The sequence below is a fragment of the Pseudactinotalea sp. genome (assembly GCF_048594945.1).
Classification (GTDB): Bacteria; Actinomycetota; Actinomycetes; order Actinomycetales; family Beutenbergiaceae; genus Pseudactinotalea.
Genome location: NZ_JBMDXJ010000109.1, coordinates 1 through 17633, shown reverse-complemented (window position 1 = coordinate 17633; position 17633 = coordinate 1). Strand labels below are relative to the sequence as shown.

Annotated in this window: 20 protein-coding genes; 12 read left to right on the top strand and 8 right to left on the bottom strand. The window is 71.5% G+C overall.

All coding sequences use genetic code 11. From position 1 onward, the window contains the following. Positions 1-79: 79 nt before the first annotated feature. Genes ACOJSN_RS05200 through ACOJSN_RS05190 form a run of 3 tightly spaced genes read right to left on the bottom strand, consistent with a single transcriptional unit; the run spans position 80 to position 1865 of the window. Positions 80-412, bottom strand: a complete 333-nt coding sequence (locus ACOJSN_RS05200; RefSeq protein WP_420111445.1) for a TfoX/Sxy family protein — start codon at positions 410-412, stop codon at positions 80-82. Further along, positions 409-759, bottom strand: coding sequence for a nuclear transport factor 2 family protein (locus ACOJSN_RS05195; protein ID WP_420111444.1), 351 nt, complete (start codon positions 757-759; stop codon positions 409-411). Before ACOJSN_RS05195 ends, ACOJSN_RS05200 begins: the two co-directional genes overlap by 4 nt. 44 nt (positions 760-803) lie before the next feature. Further along, on the bottom strand, positions 804-1865 hold the full coding sequence (locus tag ACOJSN_RS05190) for a carbohydrate kinase family protein (protein ID WP_420111443.1): 1062 nt from the start codon (positions 1863-1865) through the stop codon (positions 804-806). Positions 1866-1898: 33 nt separating this feature from the next. Here ACOJSN_RS05190 and ACOJSN_RS05185 point away from each other — a divergent pair, with 33 nt between their 5' ends. The 6 genes from ACOJSN_RS05185 to ACOJSN_RS05160 all read left to right on the top strand — a co-directional run bounded on the left by ACOJSN_RS05185 (position 1899) and on the right by ACOJSN_RS05160 (position 6959). Beyond that, positions 1899-3224, top strand: coding sequence for a 6-phospho-beta-glucosidase (locus ACOJSN_RS05185; protein WP_420111442.1), 1326 nt, complete (start codon positions 1899-1901; stop codon positions 3222-3224). 184 nt (positions 3225-3408) lie between these two features. Then, positions 3409-3699: a SelT/SelW/SelH family protein gene (locus ACOJSN_RS05180; protein ID WP_420111441.1), complete on the top strand. Its 291-nt coding sequence runs from the start codon at positions 3409-3411 to the stop codon at positions 3697-3699. A gap of 3 nt (positions 3700-3702) precedes the next feature. Beyond that, the gene (locus ACOJSN_RS05175) at positions 3703-4698 is read left to right on the top strand and encodes a TIGR03557 family F420-dependent LLM class oxidoreductase (protein ID WP_420111440.1); all 996 of its coding nucleotides are present in this window, start codon (positions 3703-3705) and stop codon (positions 4696-4698) included. Positions 4699-4708: 10 nt separating this feature from the next. Then, positions 4709-5443, top strand: a complete 735-nt coding sequence (cofE, locus tag ACOJSN_RS05170; RefSeq protein WP_420111439.1) for a coenzyme F420-0:L-glutamate ligase — start codon at positions 4709-4711, stop codon at positions 5441-5443. Between the two features lie 170 nt (positions 5444-5613). Beyond that, a complete protein-coding gene (locus ACOJSN_RS05165; RefSeq protein ID WP_420111438.1) occupies positions 5614-6207 on the top strand; it encodes a hypothetical protein in 594 nt (197 codons plus the stop codon). After that, entirely contained in the window at positions 6204-6959 is a 756-nt protein-coding gene (locus ACOJSN_RS05160) for an MBL fold metallo-hydrolase (RefSeq protein ID WP_420111437.1), read from the top strand. Before ACOJSN_RS05165 ends, ACOJSN_RS05160 begins: the two co-directional genes overlap by 4 nt. A 137-nt stretch (positions 6960-7096) precedes the next feature. On the opposite strand, the gene ACOJSN_RS05155 is transcribed toward ACOJSN_RS05160, so the two are convergent. The 5 genes from ACOJSN_RS05155 to ACOJSN_RS05135 all read right to left on the bottom strand — a co-directional run bounded on the left by ACOJSN_RS05155 (position 7097) and on the right by ACOJSN_RS05135 (position 11395). Continuing rightward, positions 7097-7894, bottom strand: a complete 798-nt coding sequence (locus tag ACOJSN_RS05155; protein WP_420111436.1) for an ABC transporter ATP-binding protein — start codon at positions 7892-7894, stop codon at positions 7097-7099. Beyond that, a complete protein-coding gene (locus tag ACOJSN_RS05150) occupies positions 7891-9012 on the bottom strand; it encodes an iron chelate uptake ABC transporter family permease subunit (RefSeq protein ID WP_420111435.1) in 1122 nt (373 codons plus the stop codon). Before ACOJSN_RS05150 ends, ACOJSN_RS05155 begins: the two co-directional genes overlap by 4 nt. Then, positions 9009-10001, bottom strand: coding sequence for a putative F420-0 ABC transporter substrate-binding protein (locus ACOJSN_RS05145; RefSeq protein ID WP_420111434.1), 993 nt, complete (start codon positions 9999-10001; stop codon positions 9009-9011). The genes ACOJSN_RS05150 and ACOJSN_RS05145 overlap by 4 nt, the downstream gene beginning before the upstream one ends. Positions 10002-10112: 111 nt before the next feature. Beyond that, the gene (locus tag ACOJSN_RS05140; RefSeq protein ID WP_420111433.1) at positions 10113-10895 is read right to left on the bottom strand and encodes a hypothetical protein; all 783 of its coding nucleotides are present in this window, start codon (positions 10893-10895) and stop codon (positions 10113-10115) included. Next, positions 10892-11395, bottom strand: coding sequence for an RNA polymerase sigma factor (locus ACOJSN_RS05135; RefSeq protein ID WP_420111432.1), 504 nt, complete (start codon positions 11393-11395; stop codon positions 10892-10894). Before ACOJSN_RS05135 ends, ACOJSN_RS05140 begins: the two co-directional genes overlap by 4 nt. Positions 11396-11508: 113 nt before the next feature. Here ACOJSN_RS05135 and ACOJSN_RS05130 point away from each other — a divergent pair, with 113 nt between their 5' ends. The 6 genes from ACOJSN_RS05130 to ACOJSN_RS05105 form a co-directional block, all read left to right on the top strand. Next, positions 11509-12174, top strand: a complete 666-nt coding sequence (locus ACOJSN_RS05130) for a hypothetical protein (protein ID WP_420111431.1) — start codon at positions 11509-11511, stop codon at positions 12172-12174. A gap of 74 nt (positions 12175-12248) precedes the next feature. Further along, positions 12249-13856: a carboxyl transferase domain-containing protein gene (locus ACOJSN_RS05125; RefSeq protein ID WP_420111447.1), complete on the top strand. Its 1608-nt coding sequence runs from the start codon at positions 12249-12251 to the stop codon at positions 13854-13856. A gap of 10 nt (positions 13857-13866) precedes the next feature. Beyond that, a complete protein-coding gene (locus ACOJSN_RS05120) occupies positions 13867-15771 on the top strand; it encodes an acetyl/propionyl/methylcrotonyl-CoA carboxylase subunit alpha (RefSeq protein ID WP_420111430.1) in 1905 nt (634 codons plus the stop codon). Between the two features lie 36 nt (positions 15772-15807). Next, the gene (locus tag ACOJSN_RS05115) at positions 15808-16989 is read left to right on the top strand and encodes an acyl-CoA dehydrogenase family protein (RefSeq protein ID WP_420111429.1); all 1182 of its coding nucleotides are present in this window, start codon (positions 15808-15810) and stop codon (positions 16987-16989) included. Between the two features lie 8 nt (positions 16990-16997). Continuing rightward, positions 16998-17495, top strand: coding sequence for a MaoC family dehydratase (locus tag ACOJSN_RS05110; protein ID WP_420111428.1), 498 nt, complete (start codon positions 16998-17000; stop codon positions 17493-17495). Continuing rightward, positions 17492-17633: aldolase/citrate lyase family protein (locus ACOJSN_RS05105; protein WP_420111446.1), on the top strand; the 142-nt coding region annotated here is incomplete at its 3' end. The genes ACOJSN_RS05110 and ACOJSN_RS05105, both read left to right, overlap by 4 nt.

Sequence of the window (17633 nt, the reverse complement as noted above, 5' to 3'; positions counted from 1 at the left end):
GCAGCGGCAGCTGGTTCCACGCGATCGACATTCACCCATTCTGGCTGATGGGTGGCACGGAGCGCTGGATCCAGCTGTTCTAGCGCAGGGACGCGTGGTACGCGCGTGCCGCGTCAAGCCAGAAGGTGAGGCCATCGCCGTCGAGCGCCTCGGCCGTGACGTGGATCCATCCCGGGCCCATGTCGCGCCCGGTGCCCATCTCGGCGCGCGAGGTGCCGGTCCGGGCAACCAGCTCGTTGCCTCGCTCGGGATCGACCCGCGCGAGCAGGCTCTCGTCACCGCGCACCGCGACCAGCATCGCCCCACGCACCATGAACGAGAGTCCGCCGAACATGCGGACCTCCCGTACGTCGGACTCGTGAGCGAGCGCCGCGCGGACGCGGTCGGTCAGGGAGGCACCGGTGGCGGTCATGCCGACTCCGGCGGTGCGTACGACAACCGGTCGAACACCAGCACGGTGTCGGCGATGAGCCCGCCGCGGAGCGTGAACAGCTCCGCCGCCGGGGCGGTCGCGGTCGTGGCGGTCCGTGGGAGGTAGAACAGCGTGACAACCTCGCCGTCGGCCATGCTCGCCAGCTCCGTGACCCCGACCAGCCGCGGGGCGAAGTCGGCGAGGAACGCCCGGTACGCCGCCTTCCCGGCGATCTCCGCCCCCGGTGCGTGGCAGACCGCGTCCTCGCTCACGTAGGTCATCGCTTCGTCGACGTCGCCGCTGGTCCAGGCGCGGTGGTAGGCGAGGACGGTCTCGAGTGCAGTCATGGCTCTCCTTGTCGATCGGTCGTGCGGACGCTCCGTCACCGCGGTCAGCCCGCGTCCGAGAACCTCGCGATCGTCGCCTCGGCGCGGCGCACCTTCGGCGTCTCGACCCCGCGGAGGCACTCGGTGAGGAAGGCATAACGATCGACGATCTCCTGGCTCGACCCACCGCCGTCGGCGGCTGCCTGCTGTTCACGCCACCAGTCCGCGACGTCGCCCCACCCGGGCGCGGCGAGCGACCCGCCCACCTGCGTGACGGTGAGCGCCGAGCACAGTGCGGCGAACGCGAGCCGCTTGCGCAGCGGCCAGCCCTTCAGCGTGCCGAGCACCACGGCGGCCGCGAACACGTCCCCGGCACCGGTGGTGTCGATCGCCGCGACCGGGATCGCCGGCACGCTCTCGCGCTCACCTGTGGTGCGGTCGATCGCGCTCACCCCGCTGCGGCCCTGGGTCACGATCGCCAGCGGCACGTGCTCGGAGAGCGCCGACAGCGCCGCCTCGACCGAGTCGGTGCGCGTGTACCCCATCGCCTCGACCGCGTTGGGGAAGAACGCGTGGCACCCGGCGAGCTCGTCGAGGATCCGCGGATCCCACTGCTGCTCGGGGTCCCAGCCTGCGGTCGCGAACACGAGCGCACCGTCGGCCGCGGCCTGGCGCCACCAGCGCTCGGCTCGCACGGTCTCGTCGCCGAGATCCACGAGCACGGCGCGCGTGCGGGGCGGGTCGGCGAGCATCTCGCCGGTCGAGACCGGCCACGGGTGGCCGTGCGTGACGAACGCACGGTCGTCGTCGTAGGACAGCGCCACCGTGACCGGCGTGTGCGCGCCGTGGTGCCGCTGCGAGTAGGACAGATCGATCCGCTCCTGGTCCCGCAGCGTGCTCCACAGCCAGTCTGCGTACAGGTCGTCGCCGAAGCCCGAGGCCACGGCGGTGCGCAGCCCCAGCCGTGCCGCCGCCACGGCGAGGTTGGCGATCCCGCCGGGGGAGGACCCCATGCCCTCGGTCCACACCTCGGTGCCGGGCTGCGGCTGGTGCGGAAACCCGGTGAACACGAGGTCGAAGAACACCGTGCCTGCGAGCAGGAGGTCCAGTTCAGGCTCCGGTGTCATGCCCACGAGTCTGCCACCGGTAGCGTGAACGCCGTGCAGCTGACGATCCTCGGTGGTGGTGGTTTCCGGGTCCCGCTCGTGATCGACTCCGTGTCCCGCGCGCGAAGTCGCGTGGACATCGACGAGATCGTTCTCCACGACCTCGACCCCGCCCGGCTTGCGGTCATCGCCGCCGTAGCCGCAGAGCGGCTCGCGGGCGCCCCCGACGCACCCCGGGTGCGGATCGAGACCGACCTGCGCTCCGCCGTCGAGGGTGCCGACGTGATCTTCTCCGCGATCCGCGTGGGCGGGACCCAGGGGCGGGTGCGCGACGAGCAGGTCGCACGCGACCTCGGCCTCCTCGGTCAGGAGACCATCGGCCCCGGTGGGCTCGCATACGCGCTGCGTACCGTCCCGGTGGTCGACGGCGTGGCTCGGCTTGTGGCGTCGGTCGCGCCTCGGGCGTGGGTCGTGTCGTTCACCAATCCCGCTGGCCTGGTGACCGAAGCGATGCGCACCCACCTGGGCAACCGGGTGGTGGGCATCTGTGACACCCCGATCGGCCTGCTCCGCAGCGCGGCCAGGGCGGTCGGGCTGCCGGACCGAGAGATCACCGGCGACTACCTCGGCCTCAACCACCTGGGCTGGTTGCGTTCGCTCGAGCACCGCGGCGAGGACCACCTGCCGGCCCTGCTCGCCGACCGCGACGCGCTGCTACGCCTCGACGAAGCCGCGCTGTATGACGTCGACTGGCTCCGCGTGCTCGGCTGCCTGCCGGGGGAGTACCTGCACTACTACGAGCCCGCAACCGCGCAGGAGCAGTCGGGCCGCGCCGCGTTCCTCGTGCAGCAACAGGCGGCATTCTTCGACGCGGGCCCGGGGTCGGGTGTTGCGGACCGGTGGCGCGCGACGCTCGCCGAGCGCGAGAACACGTACATGGCCGACGCGCGCACCCGCGAGCACACCGACCTCAGCGGTGGGCAGCGGGAGGGCGGCGGATACCACGAAGTCGCCGTCGACCTCATGGCCGCCCTGCTCGCCGGCACGCCCGCGTGGATGATCCTCAATCTCGCCAACGACGGCGTGATCCCGGCTCTCCCCGACGATGCGGTCATCGAGGTGTCGGCTCGGGTCGATGCCGACGGCGCCCGGCCGGTCGGTCAGCACGCGCCGTTGGCCTTGTCTCAGCTCGGGCTCGTCGCCGGCGTCAAGGCGAGCGAGCGGCTGGCGATCGAGGCCGCGCGCACGGGGTCACGCGAGCGTGCCTGGCGTGCCTTCGCCGAGCATCCGTTGGTGCGTTCACCCGAGCTGGGCCGCCAGCTCGTGGACGGCTATCTCGCAGCGGAGCCGCTGCTGCGCGACGTGCTGGTACGCCCCTGACCCTCCGCACACTGCCCACGCCGCGGCGCGCCGGTAGTTGTAGTCCCACCACCCGTGAGGGGTGGTGAGTCTAGTCCCACCGTCGGGCCTGTGATGGGACTGGACTCACCGCCCCGCGCCGACAGTGGGACTGGACTCACCGCCGTGGAGGGGCGGGCGCCAAACCTGGGAGGATCGTGGCGTGGTGACCAGCCTGAGCACCGTGACGATCCGGTACTGCCTCGACTGCCGGTGGCTGCTGCGTGCGCAGTGGTACCAGGGCGAGCTGCTGCAGACCTTCGGTGACGCGCTCGGTGGCGTGACGCTCATGCCCGGCCACGGCGGGATCTTCCGCATCGAGGTGGGTGCGGAGACGATCTGGAACCGCAAGACCGACGGCGGCTTTCCCGAGATCGGCGAGCTCAAGCGGCGGGTCCGCGACCTCGTGGCGCCCGAGATGAGCCTGGGCCACACCGACCGCGCGGCCGAGGGCTGAACTGTGGCGACGATCGGCTACGCCGCGATGCTCGCGCAGTTCGAGCCGCGCGAGGTGCTCGGCTACTGCGAGCTCGCCGAGCAGCACGGGTTCTCTGGCGTGATGGCCGCCGACCACTTCCAGCCGTGGGTGCCGCAGCAGGGGCAGGCGGCGTTCGTGTGGAACGTGCTCAGCGCGGCGGGGGAGCGCACCACGGGCGACCTCGGCACCGGCGTGACCGCTCCGACGTTCCGCTACCACCCCGCTGTGGTGGCACAGGCGAGCGCGACCCTTGCGGCGATGTACCCCGGCCGCCACTGGCTCGGCGTGGGTTCCGGAGAGGCGATCAACGAGCACGTGGTGGCGCCGTACTGGCCGGAGGCGCCCGAGCGGATCAATCGCATGTTCGAGGCGGTCGACATCATCCACAAGCTGTTCAGCAGCAGCCTGGCGGGCAAGGACCACAAGCACGCCGGCGAGTTCTACAAGCTCGAGTCCACCCGGCTCTGGACGATGCCGGAGGTGGCGCCGGAGATCCTCGTGGCCACCGCGGGTCCGGTGACCGCCCGGCGCGCGGGTCGCAATGCCGACGGCCTCATCACGCTCGGTGCCCCGGTCGACAAGATCGCCGTGCTGCTCGCTCGGTTCGCGGCGGGTGCCCGAGAAGCCGGCAAGGACGCGGCCGCGATGCCGAAGGTGGTGCAGCTGCACCAGTCCTGGGCCGAGACCGACGAGGAGGCCATGGCGAACGCGGTGCTCGAGTGGCCCAACGGCGGTATGCGGTTCCCCCAGTCGGACATCCGCAGCCCGTTCGAGCTCGCCCAGATCGCCAAGATGGTGCGACCCGAGGACTTCGAGGGTCGCATGGTGGTCTCCGCCGACCCCGACCTGCATCGCGCCGAGATCCAGCGCTACCTCGACCTCGGCTTCGATCGCATCTACCTGCACAACGTCGGCCGCAACCAGCGCGAGTGGATCGAGACCTTCGGCCGCGACGTGCTTCCCGCCCTCACCCGCTAAAGGAGTCAGCTTGCTGCTCGCTCAGGCGCCCGACGGGCTGCCGCAGATCACCTCCGGCACCGACCTTGCCGCCGTGCTCACCCCGTTGCTGGCGGGCCTGGTCTGGCCCGATGGTTCGGAGGGGGTGAGGGACGACGACGTCGTGGTGGTCGCGAGCAAGATCGTCGCCAAGGCGGAGGGTCGCCTCGCCAAGGCCACCGACCGCGAGGCGCTCATCGACGCCGAGTCGGTCCGCGAGGTGGCGCGCCGCGAGAACCCCGACGGGTCTGTGCTGCGGATCGTCGAGACCCACCACGGGCTCGTGCTCGCGGCCGCCGGCATCGACGCGAGCAACGTCCCGGACGGCACGGTGCTGCTGCTTCCGAAGGACCCGGATGCCTCGGCCCGCACGATCCGGCGCGGCCTCAACGCCCGCCTCGGCGTGCGGCCTGGTGTCATCGTCACCGACACGGTCGGCCGGCCCTGGCGCCGTGGCATCGCCGATATCGCCATCGGTGTGGCGGGGCTGCACCCGATCGCCGACCTGCGCGGCACCGCCGACTCCCACGGTCGCGAGCTGCAGGCCACCACCGTGGCTGTGGCCGACGAGATCGCCGCAGCCGCCGACCTTGTCAAGGGCAAGGTCGGCGGCCGCCCGATCGCGATCGTGCGCGGCTCGGGGGCGGTGATCACGCCCGACGACGGCCCGGGCGCCCGCGCGGTCGTGCGCAGCCCCGAGGAGGACATGTTCCGCACGGGCAGCTGAGCGATAGGTTTCAACGCTCTTTCGGCGCCAGACCGCATTCGTTGCTGTTTCGGCGCTGCGACGGCCGCAACGGCGCACGAGCCGCGGCAGGCGGCTGCCGGAACTGCAGTCAAACCTCTCCGGTGCCGGAAGAGCGTTGAAATCGGATTCTCGTGCACGCGGAGTGCAGGATGGACCCCGTGCGGATGCTGATGCGGGACAAGGCAGCGGTCGAGGCAGGCGAGATCACGCTCACCTTCCGGCGGTGGAAGCGGCCGCAGGTGGTGGCGGGGCGGCTGTACCGGACCGTGGTGGGCCGGCTGGCCGTGGACGAGGTCGACACGGTGCCGGTGCGCTCGATCACCCGGGAGGACGCGGTCCGTGCCGGGTACCCGAGTGCGGCAGCGCTGCTGCGTGAGCTCCCCGGGGAGGCCGGCCTGCCGATCTACCGGGTCGCGTTCCACCTGCACGACGGACCCGACGAACGAGACGAGCTCGCCCACGCAGCCGGGCTCACGCCGTCCGACATCGAGACGATCACCACCCGGCTGGACCGGCTCGACCGGGCCTCGGCGATCGGCCCCTGGACCCGCCAGACCCTCGACCTGATCGCCGCCAACCCGGAGCGCAGGGCGCCGGATCTGGCGGCGATGGTGGGGCGCGAGCGCGACCCGTTCAAGCTCGACGTGCGCAAGCTGAAGAACCTCGGGCTCACGCTCAGCTTCCCGGTCGGCTACCGCGTCTCACCGCGGGGCGAGGCCTATCTGGCGGCGACGAGGCCGTGACCGCCGTCGAGGTCGCCGGCGGCGTCAGCGTCACCACCAGTGCGACCGACACCACGACCTCGACGATCATCGTGCGAGGGAGCGAGGCGCTGCTCGTCGACCCCGCCTGGGTGCCCACCGAACTGGAGGCGCTCGCGGACCTGCTCGACGCACGCAGCCTCACCGTGAGCGCCGGCTTCAGCACCCACGCCCACCACGACCACCTGTTGTGGCACCCGCGGTTCGGCGCGGCGCCGCGCTGGGCCTCGCGGCGCACGGCCGAGCTCGCCGTCAGCGAGCGGGCCGCTCTGCTCGAGCACATGGGGCCGGGGTGGCCGGCCGACCTGCTGGCGCTCTTCGCTCAGGTGGACGTGGTCGACGGCGGGGTGCTGCCCGATCCATGGGGCGAGGCCGAGCTCGTGGTCCACGACGGCCACGCACCCGGTCACTCGGCGCTGTGGCTGCCCAAGCGTGGCGTGCTGCTGGCTGGGGACATGCTCTCCGATGTCGAGCTGCCGCTGCCCTTCTGGCCCGACGACCTGCCCGCCTACATCGCCGCCCTCGACGCGCTTGCGCCGTACGTGGCGCGTGCCGAGGTGCTGGTGCCGGGCCACGGCCACCCCACACGCGACCCGGTCGCCCGCCTCGATGCCGACCGCCGCTACCTCGCCGACGTGCTCACCCGCGGCGACAGCGACGACGCGCGAATCGGCAACCCTTACATGGCCGAGAACCACGCCCATCTGCAGCGGCTGGTGCGGGGCGAGCGGTGACCGTCTGCGTCGGGGCGTAGCGAAAGTGTCCATGAGGGCGGGATCTCCTACGCCCCTGCGTCGCGGCCGTGGCAGAAGCGCGCAACAGGGCCAGTTCTGCAACGCTGGGGCGACTGCGGACCAGGGGTGGCGCCGTGTCAGAGCGCGCTGACCACCAGGGCGCGGCCGCGTTCGCCCGTGACCCACTCGCCGCGAACGCGCCAGACCTCGCCGAGGAGAGCGGGGGAGAGCACCTCGTGCGGATCGCCGACCGCGGCCACCTCGCCGGAGCGGAGCACCACGACCTCGTCGCAGGTCTCGGCGGCTTGGGCCAGGTCGTGCAGCGCGACCAGCACCGCCACGCCGGTGTCGGCGACCTCGCGCATCAGCCGCACCATGTCGAGCTGCGCGGCGAGGTCGAGGTGGTTGGTCGGTTCGTCGAGCAGCAGCACCCGAGGCTGCTGCGCCAGCGCACGCGCGAGCTGCACGCGCTGCCGCTCGCCGCCGGAGAGGGTGTCGAAGCTGCGGTTGGACAGCGCGGCGACTCCGGCGCGCTCGATCGCATCGGCCACGACCGGGTCGTCGTCGATCGCCCCCGCGAACCGGCGCTCGTGCGGGATCCGGCCCAGTGCCACCACGTCACGCACCCGGAGCGGCACCTCCGTATGTGCGTCCTGCTCCACCAGTGCCAGCCGTCGGGCCCGGTCGCGGCGGCGCATGGTCACCAGATCGAGGCTTCGGCCGTCCTCGGTCACCGCGAGGGTCCCGGCGCTCGCGGGCAGCGCGCCGACGACCACCCGCAGCATGGTCGACTTGCCGGACCCGTTCGGACCCAGCAGGCCCGTGATCGTCCCGGCGCGCAGGTGCAGCGAAGCCCCCCGCAACAGGTCGAGGCCGTCGACCCGGTAGCCGAGACCGGATGCCGTCAGGTCGGTCGCCGTGAGCATCTCGGTCATCCCTCACCCCTCCGCCGGCTGCGCAGCAGCAAAAAGGCGAACACCGGAGCGCCGAGCAACGCCGTCAGCACGCCGACCGGGACCTCAAGAGGCGTGAACACGGTCCGGGCCACGGTGTCCGCCCACAGCAGGAAGATGCCACCCACGGCCGCGCTGGTCCGGGCCCCCGCGGCGTGGCCGGCGCGCGCCGGCCCGAGCAGCAGCCGCACCACGTGCGGGACCGTGAGCCCCACGAACCCGATCGCGCCGCTCACGCTCACCATGGCGCCGGTCAGCAGCGCCGACAGGATCAGCAGCAGCCAGCGTGTGCGCGGCACGTCGACCCCCAGAGCGGTCGCGGCGGTGTCCCCGAACGCGAACGCGTCGAGCGTGCGCCCGTAGCCCAACAGGATGCCGCCGAGCACCACCAGGGCGATGAGTGCGATCAGTACCGAGCGCCAGCTCGCGGCCCCGAACGTGCCCATCAACCAGCCGAGAATGTCGCGATAGGAGTCGCCCTGCGCCGTCGAGAAGATGATGAACGAGACCCCGGCAGCCGCCGCCTGACCCACCGCGACACCCGCGAGCACCGCGCGCGTGGCGGTGAGCCTCCCGCCGATCCCGGCGAGTGCCAGGGTCGCCAGCAGCGCGAGCACTGCGCCCACGAACGCGGCCACTGGCAACGGGATCGCCACCCCGAGGATGAGCACCGCGACCGCGCCGAGTGCTGCGCCCGAGGAGATCCCCAGCAGGTACGGGTCGGCCAGCGGGTTCCGGGTCGCCGCCTGCAGCACCACCCCGCACAGCGCGAGGCCGGCGCCGACGAGCACGGCGGCCACCGCACGCGGCGCCCGTCCCTGCCAGATGATCCCGTCGCGCACCTGCGAGAGCGGGTTCTCCGCCACCGCGATCGGAAGCCCGCGCTCCGCAAGCCATGCGCTCAGGTGGTGCCACGCCGAGCCCAGCACGTCGAGCGGCGTGATGGGAGCCGGCCCGGTCACCGAGGCCGGACCGATGACGATCGCCAGCAGCACGGACACGGCCAGCGCCACCAGCCCGATCCCGAGCCACGGCACCCGGAGGCGACGACGAGCGGCGGGCTGCGCCGCCGCGGTCGGAACCTCCAGACGCGCCGTCACGGCAAGGCGTCCAGCTGGTCGACGAGCGCGGCGGCCGCGGTGACGTTCCGGATGCCCGCCTCGGTCGCGGCGAAGTCCACCACGAGGTAGCGGCTGTCCTGCACCGCGGGCAGCGCGGCCGTGACCGGGTTGCCTTCGAGCACCGAGATCTTGTTCTCGGCGGTGTTCCATGCGGAGTCGACCAGCACGATCACGTCGGGCTCGGCGGCCACCACGCTCTCCCAGCCCATCGACCCCCAGGACTCCTCGATGCCGGCGGCGATGTTGGTCAGGCCGGCGGCCTCCATGATCATCTGCGGCGCCCCGATGCCGCCGCCCACGAACGGGGTGTCCGAGCCCGAGGAGTACCAGAGCGCGGTCAGGCCCTCGTCCGAAGGCGTCACCTGCTCCAGCGCCGCCCGCTGCTCCGCCACGAGTTCCGCCGCCGCTTCCGGCGCACCCAGCAGGTCGCCTGCCTCGGCGATGTCCGCGAACACCGACTCAAAGGTCAACGGGTCGGGTCGGTAGCCCTCGCCCTGGCACGCCGCGGGTGCCACGTAGGTGTCGACGCCGAGGCCGGCCAGCTCGGACCGCTCCCCGAGACCGTCGGCTGCGAAGCTCGACTCCCACCCGGCGAACACGAGGTCCGGCTCGGCTGCGAGCACGATCTCCGACGACGGCGCCCGCTCGGCCAGGATCGGCACCTCACCGCCCGCATCGGCCAGGTCGGCCGGGAACGGGCCGTCGAGGAACGCGGCACCGATGAGGTGATCGCCGAGACCGAGCGCGAGCACGAGCTCGGTGGTCGAGGACTTGATGGTGACGATCCGCTCCGGCGGAGCGTCGAGCGTCACCTCGGTGCCGCAGTTGTCCACGGTGACGGGATAGCCCAAGGCGGCCCCGCCGTCGTCGGACGCACTGGGTGACGGCGGCGCGGTGCCGCCGCTCGAGCAGGCGGCGAGCAGCGCCGGGAAGGCGAGCAGGGCAAGGGCGGTACGGCGACGGGACACGAGGCTCCAGGGGCACGAAGGCAGGGCGAGGTGTCCGGCGAAACTGGGCCGGGGACGCCCGGCCAGATCGAGCCGGGAGCGCCGAGGCAGATCGGCCTCGGAGTCCGTGGATCAGCCTAACCCCAGCCCGGGTGCGAGGAGACCTTCGAGGCTGTATGTGCTCTCGCCGCTCGGCCGGGAGACGACGAGGTCGTCGGACAGCTCGACGTCGCCGGGGAACCACACCGACCACCAACCGTCGACGACGGCGGCGTCGGCGCTCACCCCGTCGGCGGTGGTCACACGGATGCCGGTGACGTCGTCACCGGCCCGGCCCATCACCGTGGTGACCGGACCTTCGCTGTCCTGCGGAGCCCAGGTCACGCCCGGGACGAGGACCAGGGCGGGTGCGGTGCCGAGCTCGAGCGCGCCGGGTACTCCAGACTGCGCGCCCTGAGCAGCGATGTACAGGTCGTCACCGGCTGTGCTGATCAGGCACTCCCAGAACACGTCGTCGCCGGCGAGCACCACGAACGTGTAGTCGCCGCGCCGTTCGGCCAGCACCGGCTCGAGCGGGATCGGGGGCGGACCCGGGTCCTCGGCCGGACACATCGCGCCTGCGGTCTCGGCCGACACCAGGGTGGGCTGAGCAACCCAGCTTGCGTAGGCCTGCGGGCCGCTCTGCGTGAGCGTGAGCACCAGCGCGATCGCGGTGATCGCACTCAACGCGGCGGCACCCATCGCGATCCGGCGGGCCGGTCGCGAGCGCGTCCGGGGAACCAGATGCGCCAGGTCGCCGCGACGCGCGCCCTGGGCGCGTGCCCGGATGCGGGCGAGCATCTCGTCGCCATCGATCTCCGGGGCGCCCGCGGCCGGGTCGAGTCCGCGCACCGCGTCGAGCAGCGGCTGCCTCATCGAGCACCCCCCGAACTGCGCTCGAGCAGGTGAAGCAGCCGCCGCCGGGCGCGGAACAACCGAACCGCGTAGGCCGAGGTGGTCACACCGAGCACCTGTGCGGCCTCAGCGTTGCTCAGGTCGTCCCATGCCACGAGTGCGATCACCTCCTGCTCGGTCTCGGACAGCTGGTTCCACGCGTGCGCGAGCTCAGCGCGCGTCGCGATCGCGTCGTCGAACGGTGCGACCCGGTCGGTCGTGCCTTCGGCGATGCGAACGTGCAGTGCACGCTGTCGTGCCTCCGCCCGGTAGCTGTTTCTGATCACGTTGCGCGCCACCCCGAACAGCCACGCTCGTTCTTCGTTCGGGATGTCGCTCAACCGACGCCACGCGACGACGAACGTCTCCGCCAGCACGTCCTCCACCGCGTCGACCGGGACCCGGCGACGGATGAAGGCGGCCAGATCCCGGTTGTGGCGCCAGTAGAGCGCCTCGAACCGTTCTCGGGTGCCGGCCTTCATCCGTCGTCCCGTCCCGCCTCACCTGTGTAGATGTCCGGTCCCGTATCCTCATTACATGTGACGTGTGTCACAGGGAGGAAGGGGGTACGTCAACCGTGGTGTATCAATGTCGAATGGTCCAGCCGAACACGCGCCGTGTCGCCACAACTGCAGGGATCCTTGCGCTCGTGCTGGTCGGCGCAACGATCAGCCCGGCCACCGCGTCGGATCCAGCCGCTGACGAGCGCAGTGACGACTCCTGGTACGCGTGGGCAGACGACGCCGCCGACGAGGTCGAGGCTACCGACTGGGAGGCACTCTCTGCCGCCGACGGTTGCGAGCTGGTCGACCTCACGATCGCCGAGGTGGTCGACCCGGTGGCGAATGCTGCGGTCGGCGCCCCCGAGGACCTCGCGGTCACCGTGGTGGAGCGGGAGGAGATCTGTTCGACCTCCTCCGCCGCGCTGCGCACCGCGTCCGTGCGGGCAAGCGGATGCTCCACGACGTCCGGTCCCGGCACGCTGTGCATCTCGCGGTCGGGCAACTACGTGAGCACCAGCTTCCAGTACAACGGGTCGAGCACGATCAGTGCCTACCTGCGCCTGTACAAGATCGGGAGCACGAGCGGCTGCCCCACGGGAACCGTGCTGGCCACCAGCTCCACCCAGAGCTACAGCAACGGGACCCGCCGCAGCCTCTCGGTGTACTCGCCCTCGTCCGGCGCATACTCCTCGCACGTCTGGCGTCATGTCGGTCTGGGCCACTACACCGACTGGGGTGCGGCCTGCGGCAACTTCTGATCTGAGCCGGCTCCGGATCGTGCCATCCTGTCTGCAGCGGGAGACCCCCGCGCGAAGGAGCGTCGATGCCGACGATGAGCACGCTCAGTACCGCCGTGGACCCGGCGGGTGAGTCGTACCGGACCAATGACGAGGGCCAGCGCGCCCTCGTGGCGGAGCTGCGGGAGCGACTGACGCGCGCCGCGCGCGGCGGACCTGAGCGTTCGCGCGATCGCCACCTCGCCCGCGGCAAGCTGATGGCGCGCGACCGCATCGACGAGCTCCTCGACGAGGGCAGCCCGTTCCTGGAGATCGCACCGCTCGCGGCCGAGGACATGTATGACGGCGAGTGCCCTGCTGCCGGGGTCGTGGCCGGCATCGGTCGGGTGTGCGGTCGGCAGGTGCTGGTGGTGGCGAACGATGCCACCGCCAAGGGCGGCGCCTACTACCCGCTGACCGTCAAGAAGCACCTGCGTGCTCAGCAGATCGCCGCCGAGAACAGACTGCCGTGCCTGTACCTGGTGGACTCTGGCGGAGCGAACCTTGAGATGCAGGACGAGGTGTTCCCGGACGCACAGCACTTCGGCCGGATCTTCTTCAACCAGGCCCAGATGAGCGCGGCGGGCATCCCGCAGCTCGCGGCGGTGCTCGGCTCGTGCACCGCCGGAGGCGCGTACGTGCCCGCGATGGCGGACGAGTCGGTGATCGTGGCCGGACAGGGCACGATCTTCCTCGGCGGGCCTCCGCTGGTGAAGGCCGCGATCGGTGAGGTCGTCACAGCCGAGGAGCTCGGCGGCGGGGATGTGCACGCCAGGATCAGCGGCGTGGTCGACCATCTTGCGGACTCCGACCAGCACGCCCTCGCGATCCTGCGGGACGCCGTGGCCACGCTGCCGCGCCCGGCCGCACCGGCGTGGGAGGTGCGCGAGAGCCGGGAACCGGTGGTCGACCCTGCGGACCTGTACGGCGCCGTGCCGGTCGACGTGAACCAGCCCTATGAGGCACGGGAGATCATCGCCCGGATCGTCGACGGCAGCGAGCTAGCCGAGTTCAAGCCGGAGTACGGCACCACCCTCGTGACCGGGTTCGCCCACATCCACGGTCACCCGGTGGGGATCGTCGCCAACAACGGCGTGCTGCTCTCCGCCAGCGCGCTCAAGGGCACCCACTTCATCGAGCTCTGCGATCAGCGCGGCATCCCGCTGCTGTTCCTGCAGAACATCTCGGGGTTCATGGTCGGCTCCGACGCCGAGGCGGGCGGCATCGCCAAGGACGGCGCCAAGATGGTGACGGCGGTCGCCACCACCCGGGTGCCGAAGCTCACCGTGGTGGTCGGCGGGTCCTTCGGAGCCGGCAACTACTCGATGTGCGGTCGTGCCTACGAGCCGCGGTTCCTGTGGATGTGGCCGGGTGCCCGAATCTCGGTGATGGGCGGGCGGCAGGCGGCCTCGGTTCTCTCGACGGTGCGCCGCGACCAGCTCGAGGCTCGCGGTGAGGCGTGGTCGCTCGAGGACGAGGAGGCGTTCGCCGCCCCGATTCGGGAGCGCTACGAGACCCAGGGGAGCCCGTACTACGCCACCGCCCGGTTGTGGGACGACGGCGTGATCGATCCCGCTGACACCCGCACGGTGCTGGGACTGGCGCTCGACGTCGTCTCCCGCACACCGCTCCCGGAGCCCCGTTTCGGGCTCTTCCGGATGTGAGGGGACCGTCATGGGGATCGGCTTCGAACGCGTCTTGGTCGCGAACCGCGGCGAGATCGCGGTGCGCGTGATCAGGGCCGTGCGGCGCATGGGCGGCACCGCTATCGCTATCGCTGCCGGCCCCGACGCCTGGCCGCACCCTGCCCGCCACGTTCATGAGGCTCGCGTCGCGTACGAGGTACCTGACTATCTGGATGCTGACGCGATCGTCGCGGCCGCCGTGCGGGCCGGCGCTCAGGCGATCCACCCCGGCTACGGCTTCCTCTCCGAGAGCCCCGTGCTCGCACGCGCGTGCGCCGCAGCCGGGATCGTGTGGGTGGGGCCGGAAGAGCGCGCACTGACGTTGATGGGCGACAAGGTCGCCGCCAAGCAGCACGTCGCCGCCCTGGGCGTCCCGGTGATCCCTGGCGCGACAGAGCCACCCCGCTCGGCAGAGGTGAACGACAGGAACCGCGCGCTCGAGGCCGCGGCGGGTGGCGTCGGGTTTCCGCTCGTCGTCAAGCCCTCGGCAGGCGGTGGCGGCAAGGGGATGCAGGTGGTGCACGATCCGGCCGCGTTGCCGGAGGCGCTCGCGGGGGCGCGGCGAGTCGCGGCAGCGGCGTTCGGCGACGACACGCTGCTGCTGGAGCGGTACGTGCCGGCCCCGCGCCACATCGAGGCGCAGGTCCTGGCCGATGCCCACGGCCGCATCGAGGTGCTCGGGCTGCGCGAGTGCTCCCTGCAGCGCCGCCACCAGAAGGTGATCGAGGAGGCGCCGGCGCCGTATCCGACCGGGCAGGAGCGCAGGGCGATCGCGGACGCAGCCGAAGAGATCGCGCGCAGCGTGAACTACGTGGGCGCCGGCACGGTCGAGTTCCTGGTCTCGGGTGAGGATCCTGCGCAGTGGTACTTCCTCGAGATGAACACGCGGCTGCAGGTCGAGCACCCGGTGACCGAGGAGGTGACGGCCCTGGACCTGGTGAGCGAGCAGCTCAGCATCGCCGCGGGGGAGCCGCTCCGGTTCCGTGACGTCAGCGAGACCGGTCACGCGGTCGAGGCCCGCGTGTACGCCGAGCGTCCCGAGCGCGGCTTCGCGCCGAGCACCGGAACGCTGCTGGAGATGGTGGAACCTGCGGGGGTGCGGGTCGACTCGGGCGTCAGCACCGGATCGGCCGTGACCTCCGACTACGACCCGATGCTACTCAAGGTGATCGCGCGCGGTGCCACGCGCACCGAGGCGTTGGAACGACTGGACGCGGCGCTCGCGCAGACCGTGGTGCTCGGCGTCCGCACCAACCTCGCCTACCTCCGTGCCGTGCTGGCGACGCCCCAGGTGCGTGACGCCACGGCCGACACCGCCTTCCTCGACAGCGTCGAGCCGCCGTCGACGCCACCACCGGACGCCGAGATCCTCGCGGCGGCCGCCGTCGCGCTCCGCCCGGAGCCGGACGGCGACCCCTCACCCTGGGCGACGCGGTCCGGCTGGCGCGTGGGCGAGCATCGCGTGCCGCGCATGGTGCTGCTCGACGGTGACGACGCCTACGAGACCACCATCCCCGGTGACATGCCCACCGGTGTGCGCCGCGCCGTCGAGCAGGACGTGGCCTGGATCTGGCGCGACGGGACCACCTGGGCGCTGCGCAAGCAGCGCAGGGACGAGGCGGTGGAGCGGTCCCGCCGGGCGCGGGCGGGTGCCACGCCGGACCCGCAGGTGCGCACCCCGATGCCGGGCACGGTCGTCGCGGTCCCGGCCACGGACGGGGCCGCGATCGAGGCGGGCGAGGTGATCGCCGTCGTCGAGGCCATGAAGATGGAGAACCCGGTGACAGCGCCCGTCGCCGGTATCCTGGACCTTGCCATCAGGCACGGCGAGACGGTCACAGCAGACCAGGTCCTCGCCACCATTCACCCCGACGATCCACAAGATCACGGGTGACGCAATGATCCACGAGATCGGACGAAGGAGTCATCGATGGAGTACGGGTTCACCCCCACACAGGTAGCGCTCGCCGAGCAGGTCAGGGAGTTCGCGGACACGGTCGTCGCGCCGGCGTCCTACGAGTACGACACCAAGCAGACGCTGCCGTACGACATCATCCGCCGCATGGGTGAGATGGGGCTGTTCGCACTGCCGTTCCCGCAGGTGTACGGCGGGTCGACGACCGACGGCGACTACCTATCGTTCTGCCTCGCCGTCGAGCAGATCGGGCGCGTGGACCAGAGCCTGGGCGTCACGCTCGAGGCGGGGATCGGGCTCGGTGCGGTGCCGATCCTGCGGTTCGGCTCCCAGGAGCAGAAGGACACCTGGCTGCCGATGCTCGCCTCCGGTGAGGCGCTCGGCGCGTTCGGGCTCACCGAGGCCGGCGCCGGCTCCGACGCCGGGGCCACGCAGACCACCGCTGTGCTCGACGGCGATGAGTGGGTCATCAACGGGACCAAGCAGTTCATCACCAACTCGGGCCCCGAGATCACCCGGCTGCTCACGGTCACCGCGGTCACCGGTGAGGTCACCAGGGCCGATGGCAGCACCGGGCCGGAGCTGACGGCGTTCCTCGTGCCGGTCCCGAGCGAGGGTCTGGAGGTGGGGCCGTCCTACGACAAGATCGGTTGGCACACCTCCGACACCCATCCGCTGACGCTCACGAACGTGCGGGTGCCGAAGGAGAACATGCTGGGGGAGCAGGGGCGCGGGTTCGCGTACGCGGTCGCCTGCCTGGACGAGGGGCGGATCGCCTTCGCCGCGCTCGCCACCGGTGCCGCGCAGGGGTGCCTGGAGGAAGCGATCCGCTACAGCAAGGAGCGGGTGGTGTTCGGCAAGGCCATCGAGTCGAACCAGCACATCGCCTTCACGATCGCGCGGATGGCGGCCACGGTGCACACGGCACGGCTCGCCTGGGTCGAGGCGGCTCGGTTGATGGCGGCCGGAGAACCCTTCAAGAAGCAGGCGTCGATGGCGAAGCTGGTGGCCAGCGAAGCGGCAGTGGCGTGCTCGCATGACGCCTCGCACATCTTCGGCGGCTACGGATTCCTCAACTCCAACGTGGTGGCGCGGCACTACCGTGACAGCAAGGTGCTCGAGGTCGGTGAAGGCACCACCGAGGTGCAGCTGATGGTGATCTCCCGCGCGCTCGGGCTGTCCGGCGGAGGTCTGTGAGGAGCGGTATGGAGCAGGTGCAGCAGCGGGGGTTCTACCTCGACGAGATCAGCGAGGGTGTGGTGTACCGGCACGCGCCGGGTCGCACGATGACCGAGGCGGACAATGTGCTGTTCTCGACGTTGTCGATGAACCCGCAGGGGCTGCACCTGGACGCCGCCTACAGCGCGGGACAGCCGTTCGGGCAGCGGCTGGTGAACTCGATGTTCACGCTGGCCACGCTCGTGGGGTTGTCGGTCGGGCACCTCACGCAGGGCACGATCGTGGCCAACCTCGGCTTCGAGGGTGTCCGCTTCCCCGCGCCGATGTTCCACGGTGACACCCTGTACGCCCAGACCGTGCTGACCGCGAAGCGGGCCTCGCGCTCGCGGCCCGGCCAGGGGATCGCGACCCTCGAGCACACCGGGCGGAATCAGGACGACGTGGTGGTCGCGGTCGCCACCCGCTCGGTGCTGATGTGGCTGAGCGAGGCCGACCACCTCGCACACGACGCGGGTCATCAGTGAGCTTCGAGATGGGGCCGGCGCTGCTGTTCTGCCCGGCGAGCCGACCCGACCGCTACCGGAAGGCTGCCGAGCGAGCCGATGCCGTGATCCTCGACCTCGAGGACGCGGTGGCGCCTACCGACAAGGCAGGCGCTCGTG

Coding starts and splice junctions, on each gene's coding strand:
- ACOJSN_RS05125 (WP_420111447.1), top strand. CDS start 12,249: ATGAGCACGCTCAGTACCGCCGTGGACCCGGCGGGTGAGTCGTACCGG.
- ACOJSN_RS05135 (WP_420111432.1), bottom strand. CDS start 11,395: ATGAAGGCCGGCACCCGAGAACGGTTCGAGGCGCTCTACTGGCGCCAC.
- ACOJSN_RS05115 (WP_420111429.1), top strand. CDS start 15,808: ATGGAGTACGGGTTCACCCCCACACAGGTAGCGCTCGCCGAGCAGGTC.
- ACOJSN_RS05165 (WP_420111438.1), top strand. CDS start 5,614: ATGGACCCCGTGCGGATGCTGATGCGGGACAAGGCAGCGGTCGAGGCA.
- ACOJSN_RS05110 (WP_420111428.1), top strand. CDS start 16,998: ATGGAGCAGGTGCAGCAGCGGGGGTTCTACCTCGACGAGATCAGCGAG.
- ACOJSN_RS05200 (WP_420111445.1), bottom strand. CDS start 412: ATGACCGCCACCGGTGCCTCCCTGACCGACCGCGTCCGCGCGGCGCTC.
- ACOJSN_RS05120 (WP_420111430.1), top strand. CDS start 13,867: ATGGGGATCGGCTTCGAACGCGTCTTGGTCGCGAACCGCGGCGAGATC.
- ACOJSN_RS05130 (WP_420111431.1), top strand. CDS start 11,509: ATGGTCCAGCCGAACACGCGCCGTGTCGCCACAACTGCAGGGATCCTT.
- ACOJSN_RS05195 (WP_420111444.1), bottom strand. CDS start 759: ATGACTGCACTCGAGACCGTCCTCGCCTACCACCGCGCCTGGACCAGC.
- ACOJSN_RS05155 (WP_420111436.1), bottom strand. CDS start 7,894: ATGACCGAGATGCTCACGGCGACCGACCTGACGGCATCCGGTCTCGGC.
- ACOJSN_RS05140 (WP_420111433.1), bottom strand. CDS start 10,895: ATGAGGCAGCCGCTGCTCGACGCGGTGCGCGGACTCGACCCGGCCGCG.
- ACOJSN_RS05190 (WP_420111443.1), bottom strand. CDS start 1,865: ATGACACCGGAGCCTGAACTGGACCTCCTGCTCGCAGGCACGGTGTTC.